Raw genomic sequence first — 23,501 nt, forward strand, 5'->3', positions numbered from 1 at the left:
GATGGTGAATCGGCGTGGAGCGAAATGGTTCGCGGCCTTGCGCACCCCGGTGGGCGGGTTCGCGGCGACCCTGCTGGCGGTGGTGATCGCCCTCGCGGTACTGGCCCCGATCCTGTGGCACGACAACGCTTTCTCGATCGACACGGACGCGATCGGGCAAGGACCGTCGGCGGCGCATTGGCTGGGCACCGACGACCTCGGCCGCGACATCCTCTTCCGTGTCCTGGTGGCGACCCGGCTTTCAGTGCTGCTGGCGGTACTCGCGACGGTGATCGGGGTGGTGACCGGGTTCGTCCTCGGCACGTTGCCCTCGCTGCTGCCGCGCCCCGCCGCACGGCTGGTCACCTCCGCGGTGAACATCGCGGTCGCGTTCCCCGGTCTGCTGCTGGTGCTGTTCTTCTCGGTCATCTTCGGGGTCGGCACCCACGGCGCGGTGCTGGCGGTCGGATTCGCGCTGGCCCCGGCGTTCGCGCGGCTGGCCCAGACGCTGTCGGCTTCCGTGGCGGGGCAGGACTTCGTGTCCGCCGCGCGGATCTCCGGCGTCGGCCGGATCCGGTTGCTGATGCGGCACATCCTCCCCAACATCGGCGAACCGCTGGTGGTGAACGCGACCATCGGGGCGGGTGCTTCGCTGCTGGCGTTCTCCGGGCTGTCGTTCCTCGGTATCGGTGTGCAGGCACCGGATTACGACTGGGGACGACTCCTCGGTGAAGGGCTCAACGGGATCTACGTCAATCCGGCGGCCGCGCTCGCGCCGGGTGTTGCGGTGGTACTGGCCGGGCTCGCCTTCAACCTGGTCGGCGAGACCGTGGCCGGGGTGATCGGCGTCCGCACCGGGCTGCGCAAGCTCGAACCGCGGCCGGTCACTCCCGCCAGGGAGGACGTCGCCGAGGCGTGTGACGACGCCGTACTGGTGGTGGAGAACCTCCAAGTGGCGTTCCCCCGCCCGGCGGGCTGGACCGTCCCGGTGCGCGGGGTGAGCTTCACCGTCCGGGCGGGCGAGGCGATCGGCGTCGTCGGCGAGTCGGGCTCGGGGAAGAGCCTGACCGGGTTGGCGGTGTCGCGGCTGGTCGAAGCGCCGGCCGTGGTCACCGCGGACAAGCTCGAATTCGCCGGGAAACCGTTGCTGACGACCCCGGATCGAGACTCGCGCGGCTTGCTCGGCACCTCGCTGGCGATGGTGTTCCAGGATCCGATGACCTCGTTCAACCCGACCAGGCGGATCGGCCGTCAATTGGCCGAAGTCGCCGAGCAACATCAGGGACTTCCCCGTGCCAAGGCTTTCGAGCGGGCCGTGGACCGGTTGCGCGCGGTGCGGATCCCCGCTGCCGAGCGGCGTGCCCGGCAGTATCCGCACGAGTTCTCCGGCGGGATGCGGCAGCGCGCGATGATCGGCATGGGCCTCATGGGTGATCCGAAGCTCATCATCGCCGACGAGCCGACCACGGCGCTGGACGTCACCGTGCAGCGGCAGTTGCTGCGCCTGCTGGCGCGGACCAGGGCCGAGCGGGACACGGCGATCATCCTGATCAGCCATGACATCGCGGTCGTTTCGCAGACTTGCGAGCGGATGCTGGTCATGTACGCGGGCCGGGTGGTGGAGGACCTGCCGACCGCCGGAACCCCGCGTCATCCGTACACGCGGGCCTTGCTGGCCGCGACGCTCGACCTCGAGACCGATCGTGACGCGCCGCTCGCGGTGATCCCCGGCCGCCCGCCGGAACCGGATCGTGTGCCCAACGGCTGTGCTTTCGCCGACCGGTGCCCGGCGGTGACCGACCGGTGCCGCCTCGAAGATCCGGTGCTGGAGCGCGTGGGATCCGGGCATCGCGTCGCGTGCTGGTACCCGGCGCCGCTTTCCCGGCCCGCCAAGGAAACCGTGACCGCCGGAGGTGCGGAGTGAGCGATCTCGTCTTCGACGCGGTGAGCGTGCGATACGGCGGGCGGCGTGGACTCACCGCTGTCGACCGGGTCGGGCTGACCGTCCCTTCCGGACAGGTCGTCGGGCTCGTCGGCGAATCGGGCTCGGGGAAATCGACGCTCGCCCGTGCCGCCGTCGGGCTCTCGCCGATCAGCGCCGGCCGGGTCCTGCTGGGTGGCGTGGATGTCCGGAAACTGCCCCGCCGCCCTCCCTTGCAGATGGTGTTCCAGGATCCGTATTCCTCTTTGGATCCCCGGATGAGCATCGGGGAGTCGATCACCGAAGCGATACCGCGGGGCGTCCTCCCCGGTCGCGCCGCGCGCCGGGACGAGGTCGCCCGGCTGCTGGAACTGGTCAACCTCGACCCCGAACGGTCAGGCCATCTGCCGGGCCGGCTTTCCGGCGGCCAGCGGCAACGGGTGGCGCTCGCCCGCGCGCTGGCCGGACGGCCCGAGGTGCTGATCGCGGACGAGATCACCTCCGCGCTCGACGTCTCGGTACAGGGCGCGGTGCTCAACCTCGTCCGGTCCCTGCAACGACGCATGGGCCTGTCGATGCTGTTCATCTCGCACAACCTCGCGGTGATCCGCTACCTCAGCGACATCGTCGCCGTGATGTACCTCGGCCGGATCGTCGAGGTCGGCCCGGCGGAACAGGTGCTCACCGACCCTCAGCACCCGTACACGCGTGACCTCCTCGCGGCGGCGCCGTCGGCGACCACCTCACTGCTCGACATCGGCGAAGCGAGTGAGACCGCCGACGCCGAGCCCGCCGACCCACACGATCCGCCGGGCGGGTGCCGCTACCACACACGCTGTCCGGTCGGCCCGCTCGTCCGCGCCGGCCGTGAACTCTGCCTTCAGGCGGATCCTGCCGACACGGTGCCCATCAAAGGCGTGGCACACCGACGTCACTCGGCGGCCTGCCACTTCAGCGAAAACGAGAGCCACCAGCTCACGATCCCCAGAGGAGCAAGCGCACCATGACCCGACGTCTCGGTCTCGACGACCTGTACGAAATCGCCGTCCCGGGCCAGCCTTCGTTGTCACCGGACGGCGACCGGATCGTCTACGTCCTGCGCACCGCCGACCGCGACGAGGACCGGAACGTCCACACGCTCTGGGAGGTCGGCGCGACCACCGGCGAGGCCCGGCAGCTCACCCGCGGAACCGCCGACATGGCACCGGACTGGGCACCGGACGGCAGGCGGATCGCGTTCCTCCGCGCCCAGGACGGGCCGCCGCAGGTGTGGTTCCTGCCGTCATCGGGCGGAGAGGCCGAACGGATCACCGAACTGCCACTCGGGGCGGGCGCCCCGGTCTGGAGCCCGGACGGCGGCAAGATCGCGTTCTCGGCCGCGGTCGACCTGACGGGCGGCGACGCCGCGCCGAACGCGCCGGTGGTGGCGGACCGGCTGGACTTCAAGGCCGACGGCGCCGGGCTGATCAAGACCGTCCGCAAGCATCTGCACGTCCTGGACGTCGGCACGCGGGAAATCCGGCAGGTCACCTTCGGCGACTGGCACGCCGGCGATCCGTCCTGGTCGCCCGACGGCACGCACCTCGCCTTCTCCGCCGGACGGGACGGCGACGCGGACCTGACTTTCCGTACCGGTGCCTACGTTCTCGACGTGACCACGAAGACCTCCGAGCCGCGGCTGATCGGCTCCGGCGAAGGCATGGCGGGCCCGGTCGGCTGGACCGCCGACGGTGCCGCGCTGCTGGTGGTCGGCCGCGCCGACACCCGGGTCGGCCACCTCGGGTTGTGGCGGGTCCCGCTCGACGGCGGTGACGCGGTCGACCTGACGGCCTCCTTGGACCGCAACGTGATGTCCGGCGGCGCCGGCTACCCGGGCGCGCTCCCGAAGCTGACCGAGGACGGCGGCTCCGTGCTGTTCGGCCTCCGCGACCGCGGCTGCACCCACCTGTACCGAGTGGACACCGACGGCGGAAACCCGCGAGCGGTGCTGGCGGGCACGGACCGAGTCGTGTCCGGAATGGACACCGCGGGCGGGAAAGTCGTGGTCGTCATGGCCACGGCCGGCTCATTCGGCGAGGTCACCGTCGTCGACCCGGCCACCGGCGCCGTCGACGTGCGCACCAATCACGGTGCCTCCGTCGCCGAGGTCGAGCTCTTCCGCCACGAGGAACGGGAATTCACCATCGGCGACGGCACCGTCGTCCACGGCTGGCTGCTGCGGGACCCGGCGCGGTCCGGCGCCGCGCCGCTGCTGCTCGACATCCACGGCGGCCCGCACAACGCCTGGAACGGCGCGGCCGACTCGATCCACCTCTATCACCAGGCGCTCGTCGCGCGCGGCTGGGCGGTGCTGCTGCTCAACCCGCGTGGAAGCGACGGCTACGGCGAGGACTTCTACACCGCCGCCGTCGGCGGATGGGGCGTCGCCGATGCGGCCGACTTCCTCGAACCTTTGGACCACCTTGTCGCCGAAGGAATCGCCGACGCGGACCGGCTCGCCGTGGCGGGCTACAGCTACGGCGGGTTCATGACCTGCTACCTGACCAGCCGCGACGACCGTTTCGCCGCCGCTGTCGCCGGCGGCGTGGTCAGCGATCTGACCAGCATGGAGGGCACGTCCGACGCGGGGCACTACCTGGCCGTCGGTGAGCTCGGCGGTCCGTCGTGGGACAAGAGCAACGAGCGGTTCTCGCCGTTCGCCCAGGTGGAGCGGGTGCGGACGCCGACGCTCGTGATACAGGGCGCGGAAGACGACCGGTGCCCGGTCGGCCAGGCCGAGCAATGGTTCGGCGCCCTGCGTGCGCGGGGTGTCCCGTCCCGGCTGGTGCTGTACCCGGAGGCCTCGCACCTGTTCATCCTCGACGGCCCGCCTTCCCACCGCCTCGACTTCAACCGGCGTGTCCTCGACTGGGTCGAGCAGTACGCCGCGCCCGCGGACGGCGTGTCACGAGTGCCGATCGAGGCGGCGCATTGGCGGCGGCGCCTGGCCGAACTGGCTCGCAAGCACCGCGTCCCCGGGGCGGCGCTGGGCATCGTACGGATCGGGGACGGCGCGGAGGTGCATGCCACCTACGGCGTGCTCAACACGGCGACCGGTGTCGAGGTCACCGAGGACTCGGTGTTCCAGATCGGCTCGATCTCCAAGGTGTGGACCGCGACCGTGGTCATGCAGCTGGTCGACGAAGGCCTCCTCGACCTGGACGCGCCGATCGCCGATGTCGTCCCCGAACTGCGGCTCGCCGATCCGGACGTCGCCAAGCAGGTGACCATGCGGCATCTGCTGACGCACACCAGCGGAATCGACGGAGACGTCTTCACCGACACCGGTCGCGGCGACGACTGCCTCGAACGCTACGTGGAGATCCTCGACCAGGCCGCGCAGAACCATCCGCTCGGTGAGACGTTCTCCTACTGCAACTCGGGTTTCGTGCTCATGGGCCGGGTGATCGAGAAGCTCACCGGGCAGACCTGGGACGCCGCGATGCGGGAGAAGCTGTTCGCCCCGCTCGGTCTCGCCCACACCGTGACGCTGCCCGAGGAGGCGCTGATGTTCCGCGCCGCCGTCGGGCACGTCGCCGGCGAGGACGAAGACCCGAAGCCCGCGCCGATCTGGGGACTGCCACGGAACATGGGACCGGCAGGCCTGATCACCGCCACGACCAAGGACGTGCTCGGCTTCGCCCGGCTGCACCTGACCGGCGGGCTCACCCCGTCCGGCGAGCGGATCCTGACCACGGCGTCCGCCACCGCGATGGCCGAGAAACAGGCCGACCTCCCCGACAAGCATTCGCTCGGTGACTCCTGGGGCCTCGGCTGGATCCGCGACGACTGGAGCGGACGGCGCGTCATCGGCCATGACGGCAACACGATCGGGCAGTCCGCGTTCCTGCGGCTGCTGCCCGATCAAGGGCTCGCCGTCACGCTGCTCACCAACGGGGGCAACACCCGCGACCTGTTCCAGGAGCTGTACCGGGAGATCTTCGCCGAATTGGCCGATGTGGCGATGCCGCGACCGCTGGCGCCGCCCGCGACCCCGGTCACCGTCGACGGTACGAGGCACGTCGGCGTCTACGAACGGGCCGGTGTGCTGATGGAGGTACTGTCCGAAGAGGACGGACTCCGGCTCCGGCAGACCGCCACGGGACCGCTGGCCGAGCTGATGCCGGAGAAGACGATGGAGTTCGACCTGGTCCCGGTGGCCGACTCGCTCTACGTCTGCCGTGAGCCGGGCGCGCAGACCTGGATGCCGGTCACGTTCTACACGCTGCCGACAGGGGAGCCGTACGTGCACTACGGCGTGCGCGCGACGCCGAAGGTGTCCTGAAGGCACTTGGCCCGCCCGGGCGGCTTTCCGGGCGGGCCGAAGTGTTCAGGCCTTGCGCCGTGCTACGTAACGGATGATCAGCAGCACGATGCAGACGACCGAGACGGCGCCCGCGACCATGCGATAGGTCCAATCCAGCCCCGCGAACTGGCCGATCGAGTTGGCGGCCGCGCTGACCAGGAGGACGAGCCAGAGGGATGCGGTGACCAGTGCGCCGCCGGATTTCGCGTTGTCGTTCATGGGAAAGACGCTAGGGTCCGGCAGGTTGGGCGAACAGGGGAGTGACCCCCGTCGCGGGGTGGTGCTGGCGCTACCCCGCGAGCGAACCGGGCGACGCGGTCTACTGTGGCCACACCGAGCGAAGGAGTTCGAGCGTGGCGATTCAGCGGATGGACAACGTCCTCATCGTCGTCGAAGACCTTGACGCGGTCATCGCGTTCTTCGTCGAACTGGGGATGGAGCTGGAGGGTAAGGGACCACTCGATTGGCCAGGCGCGGAACGGGTCATCGGGCTCGAGGACGTCCGTCAGGACATCGCCATGCTGCGGATCCCGGGTGGACCTGGACGGGTCGAGCTGGCGAAGTTCCATCGGCCGAAGGCCATCACGCCCGAGCCGAAGGACGCTCCGGCGAACACGCTGGGCATCCGCCGGGTCATGTTCGCGGTCGACGACATCGAGGACGTCATCGCCCGCCTGCGTGCCCACGGCGCCGAACTCGTGGGTGAGCTGGAACAGTACGAGAACATCTATCGGCTCTGCTACGTCCGCGGTCCCGAGGGCATCGTCGTCGGGCTCGCCGAACAACTCGGGGCCTCGTGAGTGGTAAGTCGTGTTCTCTTGAGGGGTAAGGCTCGTGGTGTGTCCGTGAAGGCCTCCTTCCCTACTTTCAGGGTAGGGAAGGAGGCCTTCACGGACTTTCCTGACTCGCGGTTTCCGATGAACGCGCCTGCGGGGTGGCCGTGAGTGGCGAGTCGGGTTATTGAGGGGTAGGCAAACGTGGCGTGTCGTGGTAGCGAGTCTCGTGAGTGGTAAGGACGGTTAGAACCGTCCTTACCACTCACGAGCCCCACCACGGTCCGCCGCTCAGGTCGCCTGAAGTTTGTGAAGGCCCCCTTCCTTGCGCCTAACGCAAGGAAGGGGGCCTTCACGTACTGGCCGACCATGCGCCCCGCCACACCCAACGTCGCGAAAGCCACTTTCGGGACATCCAACGTCGCGAAAGTGGCTTTCGCGACACGCCCCGACACCACGCCACGTTCGCCTTCCCCTCACACGCCACGTTTGCCTTATCCCTCAAATAGAACGCTCCTTATCGCTCACGACCCCTGCGCGAGGCCGTGCAAAATGCACAAATCGGGCATTCTGATCGGGATCAGTGTCTCTTGTGGATAGTCAAGAATGCGCCAGATCGCTGTGGCGAGCCCGCTCCCGCCGCCAATCCCACCACGCCACCTTTGCCTTATCCCTCTTTAGAACCGTCTTCACCACTCACGAGGACCTCAGCCCTTCCCGCCCAAATAGGCCAGCACCGCCAGGACCCGCCGATGCCCGCTGTCCTCCGGCAACCCGAGTTTCGCGAAGATGTTCCGGATGTGCTTGTGCACCGCGCCGTCGCTCACCACCAGCAGTTCGGCGATGGTCGTGTTGTTGTAGCCCTCCGCCATCAGCCCGAGCACCTCGCGCTCCCGCGCGGTCAGCCCTTCGAGCGGATCGGTCGCCCGGCGGTGCGCCATCAGCTGGGTGATCACCTCGGGGTCCATGGCCGTCCCGCCCTTGACGACCCGGTCCAGCGCGTCGAGGAACTTCTCGACCTTCCCGACCCGCTCCTTGAGCAGATACCCGACAGCGCCCTTGCCGTCGGCCAGGAGTTCAGCCGCGTAACCGGTTTCGACGTGCGCGGACAGCACGAGCACAGGCAGCCCGGGGTGTATCTTCCGCGCTTTGACGGCGGCACGGAGACCTTCGTCGGTGTGCGTCGGCGGCAGCCGGACGTCGGTGATCACGGCGTCGGGCCGTTCCTTGGCGACCAGTTCGAGGAACTCGTCCACGTCGTCCACCGCCGCGGTGACGTCGATGCCCGAGGTGTTCAGCAGCATCACCAGGCCTTCGCGCAGCAGCGCGTCGTCCTCGACGATCAAGACCCGCATGGCAACTCCACTTTCAGTACGGTCGGCCCACCGACGGGGCTGGACAGCTTCAAGGTCCCGTCGAACGCCTCGGCCCGTTTGCGGATCCCGGACAGACCACTGCCGCCGGATTCGTCGGCGCCACCGTGGCCGTCGTCACGGATCTCGATGAGCAGGGTGTCGGCGTTGCCGTCGAGCGTGATCCAGGCGTGTTCGGCGCCGGAATGTTTGGTGATGTTGGCCAGCATCTCGGCGACGACGAAGTAGGCGGCCGCCTCGACGGCGGCGGGACGGCGGCTGCTGCTGTGAACGTCCACAGTGCACGGAACGGGGCAGCGGTCGGCCAGCGCGGTGATCGCGCCGTCGAGGCCGCGGTCGGACAGCAGCGGCGGATGGATACTGCGCACGACGGTCCGCAGTTCGGCCAGCGCGCCGGTCGCGGTGTCCTGCGCCTTGCCCAGCAACTCCCTCGCCCGCTGGGGATCCTTGTCGAACAGCGAATCGGCGATCCCCAATTGCAGGACCACCGCGGCGATCCTCGCCTGCGTCCCGTCGTGCAGGTCCCGTTCGAGACGACGGAGTTCGGCGCCGTGCGCCTCCAGCGCGGCGGCACGGGAGGCGGCCAGTTCGACCACGCGGTCGGTGAGCACGACACCGGGTGCCGGAGCGAGCAGCTTGCGTGCGACGGAGGCTTGCCAACGAGCCACCCTCGGGAACAGGAATATCAGCGCGACCATGCCGACGCCCGTGATCGCGCTGAGCGCCGCCATCGGCCACGACGTCACCATGAAACCGAGCGAGCTTTCCATCCCGCCGGGCACCGTCGGCCACACCAGTGCCGTGACCATCTGACGGAGCCCGCCGAGCGGCAAGCCGATGGCGAAGATGCCGATGACGAAACCGGTGGCACCGTGGAAGGCGAGCCACCCCAGGTCCCGCCGCGAGGCCGGGTCGGTCACCGGGTTCCCGGACCGGTACGGCTCGGGGATCGGCTCACCCAGCAGGCGGGCGGCCCGGCGGCGTTCGAAGCCGACCGGGCGGCGGATCAGCCGGAGCGCGATCGGCAACGCCGGGATCCCGACGCCGAACGGGCACATCAGCAGCACGAACAGCATGCCGACGAGGACTAACCAGGCGACTATCGAGGAGGCCGCGCCGACCGCCAGGTACCGGATCGCGGACCAACAGGACCGGAGCCGGGTGATCACCCGGACAGTCTTCCATCCGGCCGGCGACGACGTTCACGCGAGAGGGGGCTGCCGATGGCGGTGTCGAGCAGGAGGGCGAGGGCCTCGTCCCTTTGCGATACTCGAACCATGATCTTGATCGTCCTCAAAGCACGGATCCGTCCCGAGAAGCGAACCGCATGGCTGGCCGGTATCGAGCGGTACACGCAGCAGGTGCGCGGCGAACCCGGCAACGTCTCGTTCGACTACTACCAGAACGGTGGTGACGAGAACGAGTTCGTCCTGGTCGAGGTTTTCGCCGACAGCGCCGCCGGTGACGCGCACGTCGCCACCCGGCACGCCCAGGACTTCTTCCCGTTCATGTCGACCGTCGTCGCGGAGAAGCCCCGGATCAACTACCAGAATCTCGACGGCGATGCCTGGTCGGAGATGGCCGAGGTCGCGCCCTAGGTCGCGTCCGTGGCGGTGCGGTCGATGATGGCGGCCAGTGCCGTGGCCGCCTCTTCGGGGACCCAGTGGCTGACGCCGGTCAGGATCTCGAGCCGGTAGCCGGCGTCGACGTACTGGCCGGCGAGTTCGGCGCTTCGGCGCGACAGGGCCGTGTCGCCGTCGCTCCATACGTGGGTGGTCGGCACGGTGACCCGGGCGCGGAGGGCCGCCGGGGGTTGCAGCAGCATCGCGCGGTACCAGTTCAGTCCGCCGGTGAGGGCTCCGCCGAGGATGATGTCCCGGCGGACCTGGTCGATCTGGGCCGCTGTCATCCCGGTGCCTGCCAGCGTGCGCTCCAGCGCGCGTGGACCGCGCCGGATGACAAGTTCGGGCAGCCAGGGGATCTGGAACAGGAACATGTAGTAGGACCGGATGAGCTGGTCGCTGGTGAGCATCGCGCGGAGGAACGCCCCGGCGTGGGGGACCGACACGGTGGTCAGCGACCTGATGAGGTCGGGCCGCTGTGCCGCGGTCGACCAGGCGGCGTTGGCGCCCCAGTCGTGCCCGGCCAGGTGTACCGGTCCGGCTCCGATGGCGTGGATGAGTGCGACGGTGTCGGCCACGAGGCGGCTCGACCGGTAGGCGAAGCGACCCCGTGGGCGCGCGCGAGGTGAGTAGCCGCGCTGGTCGGGCACGATCGTGCGGTATCCCCGCTCGTGGAGCAGTGCGGCGGTCTCCGCCCAGGAGGCACCGGTCTGCGGGAATCCGTGCAGCAGGACGACGACGGTGCCGTCGAGCGGACCGGTGTCGCGTACGTCGAAGGTGAGTCCGTCGTGGTCGAAGGAGTCGACGCGGCGGGATGCGGTCATGGGCGGATCTCCCATTCTTCCGTGATCTGACACGTCCACTCGCGAGACGGTCGGCTATATGTTACCTTGAGTAACAGTGAATCGCGGTAACAGGTAGCCGCGCGCTCAGCCGACGTCGTCAGGGAGGTCCGTATGACCAGCACCGATGTGCCGCGCACCGCGGGAACGGCCGGGGCAGGCCGCCACGAGACCGCGCAGCGGCTCCTCGATTCCTCCGCGATGCTGTCCTACGATCCGGCCACCGAAGTGGACTGGGAGACCCCGCTGGACAAGGATTTCCACGGTGCGAGCCCCGAGTGGAGCACTCTCTACGGCACGAGCTACTGGGCCGAGATGAGCCCGGAGCAGCAGAAGGAGCTCACGCGCCAGGAGGCCGCTTCGGTCGCGAGCACCGGTATCTGGTTCGAGATGATCCTGCAGCAGATGGTGCTGCGTGATTTCTACGCCAAGGACCCGACCGACCCGGCGTTCCAGTGGGCACTGACCGAGATCGCCGACGAATGCCGTCACTCGATCATGTTCGCCCGCGGCGCGGCGAAACTCGGCGCGCCCCCGTACCGCCCGCGCAAACTCGCCGTCGAGCTCGGCCGGGTCTTCAAGGCGACGGCCAGTGGCGAAGCGGCGTACGCGGCGATCCTCGTCGCCGAAGAAGTCCTCGATGTCATGCAGCGCGACTGGATGCGTGACGATCGCGTGGTCCCGTTCGTGCGCACCATCAACAACATCCACGTGGTCGAAGAGTCCCGGCACATGAAGTTCGCCCGTGAAGAGACGCGTGAGCAGCTGGAGGGCGCGGGCTTCGTCCGCCGCCGGATCAACGCGCTGATCATCGCGATCGCGTCGTACTTCATCGTCAGCAGCATGATCAACCGTGACGTCTACAAGAACGCGGGCCTCGATACGGGGCGCGCGTTGCGCGAGGCGAAGGCCAACGAACACCACAAGGCGATGATGCGGTCCAGTTGTGCCGGCCTGATGGAGTTCCTCGGCTCGTGCGGCCTGCTCACCCGGCCCGCCCTGGTGTTCTACAAGCGGGCGAACCTGATCTGACATGGCCTTCGCGATCACCCAGACCTGTTGCAACGACGCGACCTGCGTGTCGGTCTGCCCGGTCAACTGCATCCACCCGACGCCGGACGAGCCCGATTTCGGCACCACCGAGATGCTCTACGTCGATCCGGCCTCGTGTATCGACTGCGGGGCCTGCGCGGACGCCTGCCCGGTGGACGCGATCTTCCCGGCGGATCTGCTGAGCGGATCATTGAAGGTCTACGCGGGAATCAACGCGGCCTACTACGCGGACCGTGAAGCCGTGCCCTCCGCGGATCCGTCGCCGAACTTCCACCGGTGGAGCCCGCCGACGTTCGACAGGGCCATTCCGAGCGACTTCGCGCCGCCGGACATCGCCGTCGTCGGAACCGGCCCGGCCGGCATGTACGCGGTGGAGGACCTGCTTCTCCACACGAACGCGCGGGTCACCCTGATCGACCGGCTGCCGGTCGCGGGCGGGCTCGTCCGCTACGGCGTCGCCCCGGACCACCCCGCCACGAAGCGGATCGGTGAGACGTTCTCGCGCTTTCACGAGCATCCTCGGCTGCGGATGCGGCTGGGTACCGAGGTCGGTCGTCAGGTGACCGTGGACGAGCTGGCCGAGCGCCACGACGCCGTCGTCTACGCGGTCGGGGCCTCGTCCGCGCGCGGCCTCGGACTGGACGGCGAGGAACTGCCCGGCAGCATCGCCGCGACCACGGTCGTCGGCTGGTACAACGGTCACCCGGACGTGCCCGCGAACGCGGTGGACCTGTCCGCGGAACGCGTCGTGCTGGTCGGCACCGGCAACGTCGCACTGGACGTGGCCCGCATCCTCACCGCGGACCCCGACGACCTCTCCGCGACGACGATCGCCCCGCACGCGCTGGAACGCCTGCGTACCAGCAAGATCCGGGAGGTCGTGCTGCTCGCCCGGCGCGGGCCGGAGGACGCGGCCTGCACCTCCCCGGAACTGCTCGCGCTGGCAGGACGCGTCGGCGTGCCACTCGTCGTCGACGACGCGGACCCGCGCACCGCGGCCGCGATCGACGCGGGCACCGGGAAAGCGACGCTGCTGCGCGAACTCGGCCGCGAGACCGTCGACTGGACCGCGCAGCCGGTCGCGGACTCGCGCCGGATCGTCCTGCGCTTCCACTCCACGCCCACCGAGATCATCGGCGACACCCACGTGCGGGGCCTTCGCGTCACGGGTCGGGACGGGCCGGTCGAAATCGCCGCGGGCCAGGTCGTCCGCGCCGTCGGCTATCGCGGTGTCCCGGTGCCGGGTCTTCCGTTCGACGACGCCCGCGGCACGATCCCGAACACCGCCGGCCGCGTCGACGGACTCAGTGGTGCCTACGTGGTCGGCTGGATCAAACGCGGCCCTTCGGGCGGAATCGGCGCGAACCGCACTTGTGCGCGGGAGACCGTGGCGACTCTCCTGGGGGACATCACGTCCGGCAGGCTCCCGGTACGCGCCCGCCGGTCGCCGGTCGCCGCCCTGGCCGCGCGATTCCGCCGCCGCTGACCGACCGCCGAGACCGATCGAGCCGTGGGTTCACGGTGTGGCGGAGGCCGTCGGGCCGTTCAGCAGCACCGGCAACACGCGGTGCCCGTTGGAGATGAACGAGTCGAGGTGCCGCAGCTCCTCCGGGGAAGTCGCGAGGGTCATGTCCGGGAATCGTTCGAACAGCGCCGGAAGGGCGATCGCCGCCTCCAGCCGGGCCAGCGGCGCGCCGATGCAGTAGTGCGCGCCGTGGCCGAACGCGACATGCGCCTTGTCGGTGCGGGTGACATCGAACGCGTCGGCGTCGTGCCCGTGCAGCGCCGGGTCCCGGCCGGCGGCGGCGTAGGCCGCCAGGATGGCGTCGCCCTGCCGGATGACCACATCGGCGACGGCGATGTCCTCGACGGCGTAGCGCAAGGGCAGATTCGCCACGGGTGCTTGCCAGCGCAGCGTTTCCTCGATCGCGTCGGTCCAGGAGACCCGGCCGTCGCGGATCAGGGCGAGTTGATCGGGATGGGTCAGCAGGGCGGTGATGGCCTGGTCGAGGAGATTCACGGTGGTTTCATGGCCCGCGGAGATGAACAGGATCAGGGTGTCGATCAGTTCGGTTTCGTCCAGCCGGGCGCCGTCGTCCTGGGTGTGCGCGGCGATGAGTGCGGTGGTGAGATCCTCGCCGGGGCTCACCCGCTTGGCGGCGACGAGCTCGGTGAAGATCGAGTGGATGTCCTGATAGGCGGCCAGCATCGCCTCTTGGCTCGCCGAGGTCCGGAAGAAGACGTCGACGGAGTGGCGCAGCCCGCCGCGGGCCGAGTCCGGTACGCCGAACAGGTGGCAGATCACCTCGATGGGCACCGGATAGGCGAAGTTCTCCCGCAGGTCGACGGGTTCGTCCGCCGGCATGGCCTCGATCCCGGCAAGCAGGTCGGTGACGATCCGCGTGATCCGGGGTTCCAGCGTGGCGATCCTGCGCGCCGTGAAAGCCTGCGTCACGAGCGAGCGCAGCCTTTTGTGGTCGGCGCCGTAAGCGGTGAACATGTTCCGCACCGAGACCCACGTCAGCAACGGCCAGTCCGCGCTGACCTCGGCCAGCGCCGGCCAGTGCCGCCGGGCGTCCTTGGACACGCGCGGGTCGCTGAGGAGGCCACGCAGCAGTTCGTAGCCCGTCACGGACCAGGCCACCACACCACCCGGCAACTCCACTCGGGTGATCGGTCCACGTTCGCGCAGCCGCTCGTTCTCGGCGTGGATGTCGTGGCCGTTCGGGTCCAGCACCAGGGGACGTGTCACCGGGGATCACCCTTTCTCGGCGGATCGGACCGGGTCCAGCGTGCCAGCGGTGCCGTCGCCCGGCTATTCGCCGATCGGTGGCGAAGACACGCTACTGAACGTGTCCGTGACACCACCGGCCACGAGGACGCGGCGGTCCGCAACTTCGGCGCGCACTGGAGAAAGCGAACGGTCACACCGCACGCAGGCCGGCGATCTCGACGAGGTGACCGCGTCATGGTGGTGCCAGCGCTACCACGAGTCTTCCCTCCCGCGGGATCGATCCCGGCCCTCGCCGACCGTAGGTTTTGGCGAGAGAGATCACCACCGCTTAAGGGGACATGATGAATTCAGGGGGCGCGTGCGCCTTGAAGCTGGAATCCGTGAGCAAGGTCTACGGATCCGGCGACGGCGCGGTCACGGCTTTGAACGGGGTGACCGTCGAAGTGCGCAGGGGCACCTTCACCGCGGTGATGGGACCGTCGGGCTCGGGCAAGAGCACTTTCCTGCACTGCGCGGCAGGGCTGGACAAGCCGAGCTCGGGCCGGGTGCTGCTGGGGGACACGGAACTGAGCAGGCTGCGGGAGAAAGCGCTCACCGAGCTGCGGAGGACCCGCATCGGATTCATCTTCCAGGCCTACAACCTGTTGCCGTCGCTGAACGTGCTGCAGAACATCACCCTGCCGACGCGGCTGGCCGGGAAGAAGCCGGACCCGCAGTGGCTGCGTGAAATCGTCGAGGGAGTCGGGATCGCGAAGCGGCTCGAGCACCGTCCGTCGGAACTCTCCGGTGGCCAGCAGCAACGGGTCGCGATCGCCCGCGCGCTGATCACCCGGCCGGAGGTCGTCCTCGCCGACGAACCGACCGGGGCGCTCGACACGCGAACCGCTCGCCAGGTGCTCGACCTGCTTCGCTCCATTGTGGACCAGATGGGGCAGACCGTGCTGATGGTCACGCACGACCCGGTCGCGGCGTCGGCCGCGCACGGTGTGCTGTTCCTCGCCGACGGCGAACTCGCGGGTCACCTCCCGCGGCCGACGCCGGAGCGGGTCGCCGAGCGCATGACCCACCTCGGGGAGTGGTGACGTCATGTGGGATTTGGCATGGCAGACGACGAAGACCCGCTTGAGCGGTTTCGTCGGCGCGTTCGTCGCGATCCTGTGCGGGACGGCGCTGGTCGCCGGCTGCGGCGTCCTGATGGAATCCGGTCTGCGGGCGGGTGTCCCGACCCAGCGGTACGCCGACGCGGCGGTCGTCGTGGGCGGTCGGCAGACGGTCGACCCGCCCGGTGCCGGACCGCTCGACAGCAAGCAGGTCGCGGAGCAGGCTTCGGTGCCGGTGACGCTCACCGGGGCGATCACCGCTGTGCCCGGGGTTCGTGGCGTGGTGGCGGAGCAGAGTTTCCCGGCCAACGTGGTGACCGCCGACGGCCGGGCGCTGAACGGCCCCGAAGGCGGCCAGTCGCTGGGCCATAACTGGGACGCCGCCGCACTGGCGCCGTTCTCGCTGCGTGAGGGCCGGGCGCCCACCGGTGCCGACGAGGTGGTCCTGGACGCTGAACTGGCGTCCCGGAGCGGGGTGTCGGTCGGACAGCGCGTGAAGATCGCCGCCCGTTCGACACCGGCCGACTTCCGGGTCTCCGGTATCGCCGCTCCGAAGACGGGCGACGGCCTCACCCGGCAGTCGGCGGTGTTCTTCTCGCCGGAGAAGGCCACCGAACTCGCCGGGACACCCGGACAGGCTCACGCCATCGGCGTGCTGGCGGATCCGGGCGTCACGCCGGGCGACCTCGCCGACCGGATCCGCGACGCGGTCGGTGCCGACACCGTGACGGTGACGACCGGGGTCGAGCGCAGCACGGTCGAGTTCCTCGACGTCAGCCAGACCCGGATGCTGCTGATGGCGCTCGCGGGCTCGTTCGGCGGCTTCGCCCTCCTCATCGCGGTGTTCGTCGTGGCCAGCACGCTGGCGCTGGTCATCAACCAGCGCCGCCGGGAGTTCGCGTTGCTGCGCGCGATCGCGGCGACACCGCAGCAGATCCGCAAGCTCATCGGCGCCGAGACGATGCTGGTCGCGTCGGTCGCCGGGGTGCTGGGCAGCGGTCTCGGGGTGGCGGTGGGCTTCGGGCTGAGGAACGCCTTCGGTGCCATCGGGGTGATCCCGCCGGACTTCGAATTGGCGATCAGCCCGATCCCGCTCGTCGCCGCGCTGGCGCTGGGTCTCGGCACGGCACGGTTGGCCGCCTGGTCGGCGTCGCGGCGTCCGTCGTCGATCCGCCCGGTGGAGGCGCTCGGCGAGGCCGCGGTGGAGCGGCGTGAACTCGGCCGTGTGCGGGTCGTCGTCGGCTGCGCGCTGGTGGTGGCCGGTCTCGGCGGTTCGATGGTCCCGATCTTCCTGCGTGGCGAGCCCGGCCTCGCGGCCTCCTCGATGTCGGCGCTGATCATCGTGATCGGACTGGCCGTGCTGGGCCCGAAGGTGGTCGCCCTCATGACGCGGCTGATCGCCCCGGTGCTGAATCGGACGTCGCGGATCAGCGGCTACCTGGCCGCCGCGAACAGCCAGGCCAACTCGCGGCGGTTGGCCGCCGCGGTGACGCCGGTGATGCTGGCGGTCTCGTTCGCGCTCTCCATGTTCTACAGCCAGACCTCGGCGGCCGCCGCGCGGCAGGAGGAGACCGTCGAGTCGACCACGGCGGACTATGTCCTCGCCAGTGGTACGGGCGGGCTGTCACCGGAGGTGGCCGAGGCGGCACGGCGCGTCCCCGGAGTCGCCGCCGTGACCCCGGTCGTGCGCACCGAGGTGCTGAACACGGTGCAGGAGCAGGACCGCGTGCGTGTCGAGCGGTACGCGGCGCAGGGGCTGGACGGCGCGCAGGTCCGCGGAAACCTCGATCTGGGTGTCGTGTCGGGCAAGATCACCGACCTGACCGGGAACACCGTCGCGATGAGCGAATCGGAAGCCGGCTGGTACGAGAAGAAGATCGGCGACGAGGTCGAGTTCTACTTCGGCGACGGCGCCCCGGCGAAGCTGCGGCTGGTCGCCACCTACACCCGCGACCAGGCTTTCGGCCGCTACGTGCTGCCCGCCGATCTCGCGAGGGCGCACACCGGCGACCGCATGGACGATTCGGTGCTGGTCCGGCAGCAATCCGACGCGGACTCCGCGACCGTGACCGCCGCCCTGCGCGACCTCGCCGGCCGGTACCCGGGTCTGGCCGTGACGCCGGGTTCGGCGGTGGCCGCGCCCGCCGGTGGGCAGCAGCAAGCCCAGTTCTACGTGAACCTGGTCGCGGTCGGCGTGATCCTCGGCTACGTCGTGATTTCGGTGGCGAACACGCTGGTGATGAGCACGGCACAGCGCTCGCGGGAATTCGCGCTGCTGCGCCTGATCGGCACCACGAAGCGCCAGGTGATGCGGATGATGCGCTTCGAAGCACTGGCGACGGTGGGGGTCGCCGCGTTGCTGGGGACCGTGGTGGCGGCGGTGCCCCTGATGCTGCTGAACCTCGGTCTGCGCGGGACACCGCTGCCGTCCGGAACGATCGCCGTCTTCGGCGGGGTCATCGCCGGAGCGATCCTGCTCGGCCTGGTCTCGCTCGGCCTCGCCACCCATGTCGCGCTGCGGTCGAAGCCGATCGAGGCGATCGGAATCCGCGAGTAGCGTGCTCCCCGTCGTCGGGTCAGCCCTCCGCGGCCGGCCGGACGGCGGGGGCGTGAGTCCCGAGCGCCACGTTCGAGACGGTGAGTGTCCCGGGCGAGGCGCTTGAGACCCGCCGATCCTCGCCGAGCGGACGTCCGTCCACCAGGCCCGGCCGGAGCAATGTGCCCGATATGTCGGGCAGGTCACTCTTGATCTCCACCTAGGTCGAGGGTGAACCCTGGCTTTACCACCTGCTTCGAGGAGTGAACATGAGTGAGGACAAGGGTTTCTACTCGATCATCGAGTACGCGGTCGACGGACCGGAGACCCAGGCGGCCTGGTCAGCTGGGCGAGCGAGGCGGACTACCGGCATTTCGAAGAGACGTCGGACACCGCCGGACGGCTCGCGGCCATCCAAGCGGCGCTCGACGGTCTGCCCGGTGAGGCCGAGCCGCGGGTGAGCGCGAGTCCTCGCTACCGCGTCGTCCGGGAGACCGGCCCCGGCCCGCGAACGGGTGACTGACACCGGGCCGGGAAGGCCGAAAGTCCCGGTCCGAAGAGGACCACGGTCACTCCCGGCCCCCGCTACCGCACGACAGGCTGAGGGGACCCTCTCCGGCTAGGAGTCGCGATGATCCTCACCGAAGCACCGGTCGTCACCGCCGCGCTGGAGGCCGCCGTCCGGGCGCCGTCACCCCACAACACCCAGCCGTGGCTCTTCGAACTCGGGCCGGACGTCATCGGCGTCGTCCTCGACGAGGACCGCGGGCTCGAGGTCTGTGACCCGGACCGGCGCGAGGCGCGCTTGTCCTGCGGTGCGGCGTTGCTGAATCTCGAACTCGCGATCGCCGTCGCCGGGCGGTCCTGCGACGTGGAGTTCCTGCCGGAGAAGGACCGGCCGGAACTCCTGGCCAAGGTCGGGATCGGGCTCCGGCACCGGCCGACCGCGGCGGAACAGCGCCTGGCGGCGTCGATCCGCGTGCGCTACAGCAACCGGCGGCCGTTCGCCTCGACCCCGGTCCCGGCCTGGGCCCGGCACGCGGTGCGGCGGGCGGCCAGGGAAGAGGGCGCGAAGCTGATCCTGCTCGACGAGGTCGGCCTGCTGGAAACCGTCGCGGGACTCATCCGGCGGGCGGATCACATCCAGCTGCTCGATGAACGCTTCCAAGCGGAACTCCGGGAATGGACAAGGGAAGCCGGGAGCCATGACGGCGTCCCGGCCTACGCGGGCGGACCCCGCCCCTCGGGCGGACTGTTGCCGGTCCGGCACCACGGGGAGAGCGACCGGGTCCGGGAATTCGAACGCGACCCGGTCGTCGCGGTGCTGACGACACCGACCGATGGGCCGCTCGCCCAGATCCGGGCCGGGCGCGCGATGCAGCGGGCGTTGCTGACGGCGACTTCGCTCGGCCTCAGCGTGTCGTTCTATTCGCAGCCCATGGAAATCCCCTCCGCACGCGCCGCCCTCCGGTCACTGCTCGGCGAGAACGAGCACCCGCAGGTCGGTTTCCGTCTGGGTTATGGCTTCCCGGGCACGACCACCCCGCGACGGCCGGTCGAAGAGGTCACCCGGTCCAGGCCGGACTCGGAAGGCCTGCGGCGGCGATAGCCGGCACGGATCCCGAAAGCGGCCAGCAGGCCGAGGATGGCCAGCCCGAAAGGCCGGAGCGTGACCGTCCACGGCCATACCTCGCCGTCGAGCGTGAGGTGCCCGGTCCGGTACTCCAGCGTCCTCGCCGTCCACCGTGTGGTCGCCGTGTCCGTGGTGCGCGCCAGGTCTTCGAGTACGGCGTCGAACGGGAACCCCGGCCCGGCGTGCAGGTACACCGGTGAGAACCCGGAGTACCGATCGGCCGCGTGACTCGCCGCGGCGCCGGCGCCGGGCACGATCAGCCGGTCGAGGTCGTTCGTCATCGGTGTGCCGCGCGGGGCGAAGGTCAGCCCGTACCGGGACTGGATCGGCGTGCCGTCGAGACCGACCGCCGTCGTCTCGACCGCCAGCGACTGGCCGTAGGTGTCGAACACCGCGGCGAGTTCCAGCTCCCGGATCCCGGTGGTCAGCAGGACACCCAGCATCGGCTTGTCCCACCGGAAGGCGGTGTTGAACCCGACCACGGTGTCCGCCGCCTCGAAGGTGTTCTGCGCCATCGGCGGGCTGGAGCCGGGGGAGTAGTGGGTCCAGCCGATGGCTTCGGCGGCCTCCCGCGCGGTTCCGATGCCGGCGAACCGTTCGGTGATGCGGAGCGCCCCGTCGATCCCGGAGAGGATCCCGGCCGTGGTCAGGATGTTCCCGTCGTCGACGTAGCGTGTGCCGCGAATCCAGTCCACGGCGGGGAATTCGTCTTCGAAGCCGCCGATGCGGATCCAGTGCGCGGTGGCCTTCCGTCCGTCGAGGAGCCCGGCCGAGGCGAGAACGCCCGAACCGTTGCAGACACTCATGAGCAGCGAGCCCCGCGACGCTTGCCGGTTCAGCCAGTCGGTCACCGGTCGCGTGGTCGGTTCGCCGAGGTCCGGCAACGCGGGCACCACCACGACGTCCGGGGCGGCGGAAGAGAGCAGTCTGTCGAGATCGGCGAAACTCAGGTCGGGGATCAGGTCGAGCCCGCCGGTCAGGGTGACCGGCCGGGCCTCCGGCGCGACCGTGTAGACGTTGAACGCGCCGGACGCCGCCAGGACCTCGAAGGGTGCGAGCGCGTCGGAGACGACGGCACCTTCGTTCCCCACGACGACCACCGCGGTGGGCTTGGCGGGATCGTGCGCCCGGGGTACCGGTCGCGGCGAGATCCCGTCGGTTCTCGCGGTGTAGCGGTTTTCGAAGCTGGTGGCGAGCGTGACGGCGCCGAGTGTGAGCGGCAGGGCCAGCGCGGCGACGGTGAACGCCAGCACGGTCAGCGTGACGCGGGCGAAGGATCGCATGATCAGGCTCCGTACTCGGCGCGACGGCGGAGCATGGCGGCGAGCATCGCGGGCACCATCAGGACGTGCCCGGCCATCATCAAGGTCGTCCCGGAGACCAGGCCGGTCCAGAAAAAAGGCATGAACAGCACGTAGGGCAGGTACATCGCGGCCGACATCTCCACGATCGAAGCCCAGCCGTGGCGCCGGATCCGCATCCACAGCGCCATGCCGAGCGACATGTTCGTAGCCATCACCAGCGCGTTCGCGGTCACGTTCCCGGACAGACCTGGCCACAGGAACGACCAGACCGGTTCGAGGACGATCATCCCGGCCACCATCGAGAGCAGCATCTCCACGGCGTGGCGGGTGAAGTGCAGGGTGGCCTGCTTGCGGGTCTTCTGTTCTGTCGTGTGGTTCATTTCCGGCTCCCTCGGTCGGTGCGACGGGAGCAATGTTCGGCCGGGGCGGGGCACGAGGGCAGGTGCCGGAAGTCATGTGCGAGGTCATGTGACCGGTGTTCAGAACAGGCCGAGTTCCTTCGCGCGCAGGGCGGCCTGGGTGCGGTCACGCACCTGAAGCTTGGACAGGACACTCGTCACGAGGTTCTTCACCGTGCCCTCGGCGAGGAACAGGGTCTTGGCGATCTCGCGGTTGCTCCGGCCGTCCGCCAGGAGCCGGACGACTTCCAGTTCCCGTTCCGAAAGCGGTGTCACCAATGGCTGGGAGCGAGGTGTCTCGGCGGGCAGCCGAGCCACCCTGGCGACGAGTTTCGCCGCGACCGACGGCTGCAGCACCGATTCGCCCCGTTCGGCCGCGACCAGCGCTTCGACCAGCCGCGTCGACGAGACGTCCTTGAGCAGGTAGCCGACGGCGCCCGCTCGCAACGCGGCGAACACGTCCTCGTCGTCATCGAACGTGGTCAGTGCCAGGACGCGCACACCCGGCTGTTCGGCCCGGAGCCGCGCGGTGGCCGCGATACCGTCCAGCACCGGCATCCGCAGATCCATCAGCGCGACGTCGGGGTGGAGTTCGGCGCAGAGCCGGACGGCTTCCTCGCCGTTGGCCGCCTCACCGACGACGTCGATCCCCGGTTGCACTTCCAGCAGGGTCGCCAACGCCTCACGGAACAACGCCTGGTCGTCGACGATCAGCACGCGGACGCTCATCCCGGTACCTCCACGGTGAGCGTCAAGCCGTGCCCTTCCCCGGAGTCGACCGAGACCCGGCCACCGAGCCCGGCGACCCGTTCGCGGAGCCCGACGAGACCGAAACCCTTGTCCGGCGCGGAATCGCCGGCGAGTCCGAGACCGTCGTCGCGGATCTCGAGCCTGACCCGATCGGTGACGGCGTAGTCGAGCACCACGGTCGCGGCGCCGGCCCGCGCGTGCTTGCGCACGTTGGTCAGTCCCTCCTGAGCCGCCCGGAACAGCGACTCCTCCACGTCGGCCCGGGTGTCCCGCGCGGTGCCCTTGACCTCGAACCCGGTCGGCACGCCCGCCGCGGAAGCCTCGTCGGTCAGTGCCCGCAACGCGTCCGCCAGAGGTTCCTGGCGCGGCTCCCGCAACGCCGACACCGACCGGCGGACCTCCGCCAGCGCCTCACGCGACTGGTCCTGTGCCTTGGCGAGCATCCCGTCGGCCCGTTCCGTGTCGCCCGTGCCGATCACCGCGCGGGCGGCCTGCAACATCATCTGCACGACCGTGAGGTGATGACCGAGCCCGTCGTGGATGTCGCGCGCGAGCCTGTTGCGCTCCTGGATCGTCGCGAGCTGCTCGGCTTGCGCGGCGTGGTCGCGAAGACGTTCGTGTGCCTCGGCCAACTCCTCCCGCGCTCGCTTCTCCCGGACGACCAGCTCGGTCACCACGGCGGCGAAGACCATGACCGCCAGTGTCCCGAGCCCCTCGCGGAGCCCGTCCATCGGCGCCATCGGCAGGTGGATCAGCGGGATCAGCACCGCGACGCCGAATGCCACCGGCAGCGGCAGCAGCAACACGGTGTGACAGACGAGGACGACGAGAAGCAGGACAGCCCCGACAGCGGCTCCCGAGAGCGAGAACAGGGTGAAGCCGAGCGGTAGCTGAACGCAGACATACGCGACCGCCCACGCGCGTCCGTGCTTCTGCACCCAGGGGAAGCCGGCGATCGCGATGGCCGCGTAGACCAGCCCGGCGACGAGCGTCGGCAGCACGAGCGTTTCGTATTTGGCCGAGCCGAGCGGCAACGTCACATAGGCGACGAGGGTCAGTACGGCCAGGGCCCGGTTCACGGACCCACCATGCCACGTACCGGCGCGGGATGGGCGAACTCGCGTGCTCAAGTCCGGAT

At 69.7% G+C, this 23,501-nt stretch carries 20 protein-coding genes; 10 read left to right on the forward strand and 10 right to left on the reverse strand.

Translation table 11 applies throughout. The features are described 5' to 3' along the window. Window position 1 precedes the first annotated feature (1 nt). From H074_RS07880 to H074_RS07890, 3 genes are read left to right on the forward strand one after another with little or no spacing between them, the layout of a single operon-like run. Window positions 2-1,903 carry a dipeptide/oligopeptide/nickel ABC transporter permease/ATP-binding protein gene (locus H074_RS07880; protein WP_007029502.1) on the forward strand — a complete coding sequence of 634 codons (1,902 nt, stop codon included), beginning with the start codon at window positions 2-4 and terminating at the stop codon, window positions 1,901-1,903. Beyond that, window positions 1,900-2,907: an ABC transporter ATP-binding protein gene (locus tag H074_RS07885; protein ID WP_007029503.1), complete on the forward strand. Its 1,008-nt coding sequence runs from the start codon at window positions 1,900-1,902 to the stop codon at window positions 2,905-2,907. Before H074_RS07880 ends, H074_RS07885 begins: the two co-directional genes overlap by 4 nt. Continuing rightward, on the forward strand, window positions 2,904-6,224 hold the full coding sequence (locus H074_RS07890) for a serine hydrolase (RefSeq protein WP_007029504.1): 3,321 nt from the start codon (window positions 2,904-2,906) through the stop codon (window positions 6,222-6,224). Before H074_RS07885 ends, H074_RS07890 begins: the two co-directional genes overlap by 4 nt. A 45-nt stretch (window positions 6,225-6,269) precedes the next feature. Here the strand turns inward: H074_RS07890 and H074_RS07895 are convergent, their stop codons facing one another. Next, entirely contained in the window at window positions 6,270-6,464 is a 195-nt protein-coding gene (locus H074_RS07895) for a hypothetical protein (protein WP_007029505.1), read from the reverse strand. A gap of 134 nt (window positions 6,465-6,598) precedes the next feature. On the opposite strand from H074_RS07895, the gene H074_RS07900 reads away from it, so the two are divergent. Continuing rightward, on the forward strand, window positions 6,599-7,045 hold the full coding sequence (locus tag H074_RS07900; RefSeq protein ID WP_007029506.1) for a VOC family protein: 447 nt from the start codon (window positions 6,599-6,601) through the stop codon (window positions 7,043-7,045). A gap of 680 nt (window positions 7,046-7,725) precedes the next feature. On the opposite strand, the gene H074_RS07905 is transcribed toward H074_RS07900, so the two are convergent. Both H074_RS07905 and H074_RS07910 read right to left on the reverse strand, forming a co-directional pair. Further along, complete coding sequence (locus H074_RS07905; RefSeq protein ID WP_007029507.1) at window positions 7,726-8,373, reverse strand: response regulator transcription factor; 648 nt, start codon at window positions 8,371-8,373, stop codon at window positions 7,726-7,728. Beyond that, window positions 8,361-9,560 (reverse strand): sensor histidine kinase, encoded by a 1,200-nt coding sequence (locus tag H074_RS07910; protein WP_007029508.1) that lies wholly within the window; start codon window positions 9,558-9,560, stop codon window positions 8,361-8,363. Before H074_RS07910 ends, H074_RS07905 begins: the two co-directional genes overlap by 13 nt. Before the next feature lie 108 nt (window positions 9,561-9,668). Between H074_RS07910 and H074_RS07915 the strand changes: the two genes are divergently transcribed. Next, window positions 9,669-9,989, forward strand: coding sequence for a putative quinol monooxygenase (locus H074_RS07915; RefSeq protein WP_007029509.1), 321 nt, complete (start codon window positions 9,669-9,671; stop codon window positions 9,987-9,989). On the opposite strand, the gene H074_RS07920 is transcribed toward H074_RS07915, so the two are convergent. After that, window positions 9,986-10,837 carry an alpha/beta fold hydrolase gene (locus tag H074_RS07920; RefSeq protein WP_007029510.1) on the reverse strand — a complete coding sequence of 284 codons (852 nt, stop codon included), beginning with the start codon at window positions 10,835-10,837 and terminating at the stop codon, window positions 9,986-9,988. The genes H074_RS07915 and H074_RS07920 overlap by 4 nt on opposite strands. A 132-nt stretch (window positions 10,838-10,969) precedes the next feature. Here H074_RS07920 and H074_RS07925 point away from each other — a divergent pair, with 132 nt between their 5' ends. Together H074_RS07925 and H074_RS07930 are read left to right on the forward strand one after the other, a co-directional pair. Beyond that, window positions 10,970-11,887 (forward strand): AurF N-oxygenase family protein, encoded by a 918-nt coding sequence (locus H074_RS07925; RefSeq protein ID WP_007029511.1) that lies wholly within the window; start codon window positions 10,970-10,972, stop codon window positions 11,885-11,887. A gap of 1 nt (window position 11,888) precedes the next feature. Beyond that, window positions 11,889-13,394: an FAD-dependent oxidoreductase gene (locus H074_RS07930; RefSeq protein ID WP_007029512.1), complete on the forward strand. Its 1,506-nt coding sequence runs from the start codon at window positions 11,889-11,891 to the stop codon at window positions 13,392-13,394. A gap of 30 nt (window positions 13,395-13,424) precedes the next feature. Here H074_RS07930 and H074_RS07935 read toward each other — a convergent pair whose 3' ends face one another. Then, on the reverse strand, window positions 13,425-14,660 hold the full coding sequence (locus H074_RS07935) for a cytochrome P450 family protein (RefSeq protein WP_007029513.1): 1,236 nt from the start codon (window positions 14,658-14,660) through the stop codon (window positions 13,425-13,427). Between the two features lie 323 nt (window positions 14,661-14,983). On the opposite strand from H074_RS07935, the gene H074_RS07940 reads away from it, so the two are divergent. Together H074_RS07940 and H074_RS07945 are read left to right on the forward strand one after the other, a co-directional pair. After that, window positions 14,984-15,724, forward strand: coding sequence for an ABC transporter ATP-binding protein (locus tag H074_RS07940; protein ID WP_039921852.1), 741 nt, complete (start codon window positions 14,984-14,986; stop codon window positions 15,722-15,724). Between the two features lie 4 nt (window positions 15,725-15,728). Next, on the forward strand, window positions 15,729-18,299 hold the full coding sequence (locus H074_RS07945) for an FtsX-like permease family protein (protein ID WP_007029515.1): 2,571 nt from the start codon (window positions 15,729-15,731) through the stop codon (window positions 18,297-18,299). Window positions 18,300-18,318: 19 nt separating this feature from the next. Here the strand turns inward: H074_RS07945 and H074_RS40930 are convergent, their stop codons facing one another. Continuing rightward, window positions 18,319-18,498: a hypothetical protein gene (locus H074_RS40930; protein WP_039921803.1), complete on the reverse strand. Its 180-nt coding sequence runs from the start codon at window positions 18,496-18,498 to the stop codon at window positions 18,319-18,321. 411 nt (window positions 18,499-18,909) lie between these two features. Here H074_RS40930 and H074_RS07955 point away from each other — a divergent pair, with 411 nt between their 5' ends. Beyond that, complete coding sequence (locus H074_RS07955) at window positions 18,910-19,887, forward strand: Acg family FMN-binding oxidoreductase (protein WP_007029516.1); 978 nt, start codon at window positions 18,910-18,912, stop codon at window positions 19,885-19,887. Here the strand turns inward: H074_RS07955 and H074_RS07960 are convergent. The 4 genes from H074_RS07960 to H074_RS07975 form a co-directional block, all read right to left on the reverse strand. Then, a complete protein-coding gene (locus H074_RS07960; protein WP_007029517.1) occupies window positions 19,797-21,194 on the reverse strand; it encodes a DJ-1/PfpI family protein in 1,398 nt (465 codons plus the stop codon). The genes H074_RS07955 and H074_RS07960 overlap by 91 nt on opposite strands. A 2-nt stretch (window positions 21,195-21,196) precedes the next feature. After that, complete coding sequence (locus H074_RS07965) at window positions 21,197-21,595, reverse strand: hypothetical protein (RefSeq protein WP_007029518.1); 399 nt, start codon at window positions 21,593-21,595, stop codon at window positions 21,197-21,199. A 99-nt stretch (window positions 21,596-21,694) separates the two neighbouring features. Continuing rightward, window positions 21,695-22,342: a response regulator gene (locus H074_RS07970; RefSeq protein WP_007029519.1), complete on the reverse strand. Its 648-nt coding sequence runs from the start codon at window positions 22,340-22,342 to the stop codon at window positions 21,695-21,697. Then, window positions 22,339-23,442, reverse strand: a complete 1,104-nt coding sequence (locus tag H074_RS07975) for a sensor histidine kinase (RefSeq protein WP_007029520.1) — start codon at window positions 23,440-23,442, stop codon at window positions 22,339-22,341. The genes H074_RS07970 and H074_RS07975 overlap by 4 nt, the downstream gene beginning before the upstream one ends. Window positions 23,443-23,501: the final 59 nt, after the last annotated feature.

The sequence above is a fragment of the Amycolatopsis decaplanina DSM 44594 genome (genome assembly GCF_000342005.1).
GTDB lineage: Bacteria > Actinomycetota > Actinomycetes > Mycobacteriales > Pseudonocardiaceae > Amycolatopsis > Amycolatopsis decaplanina.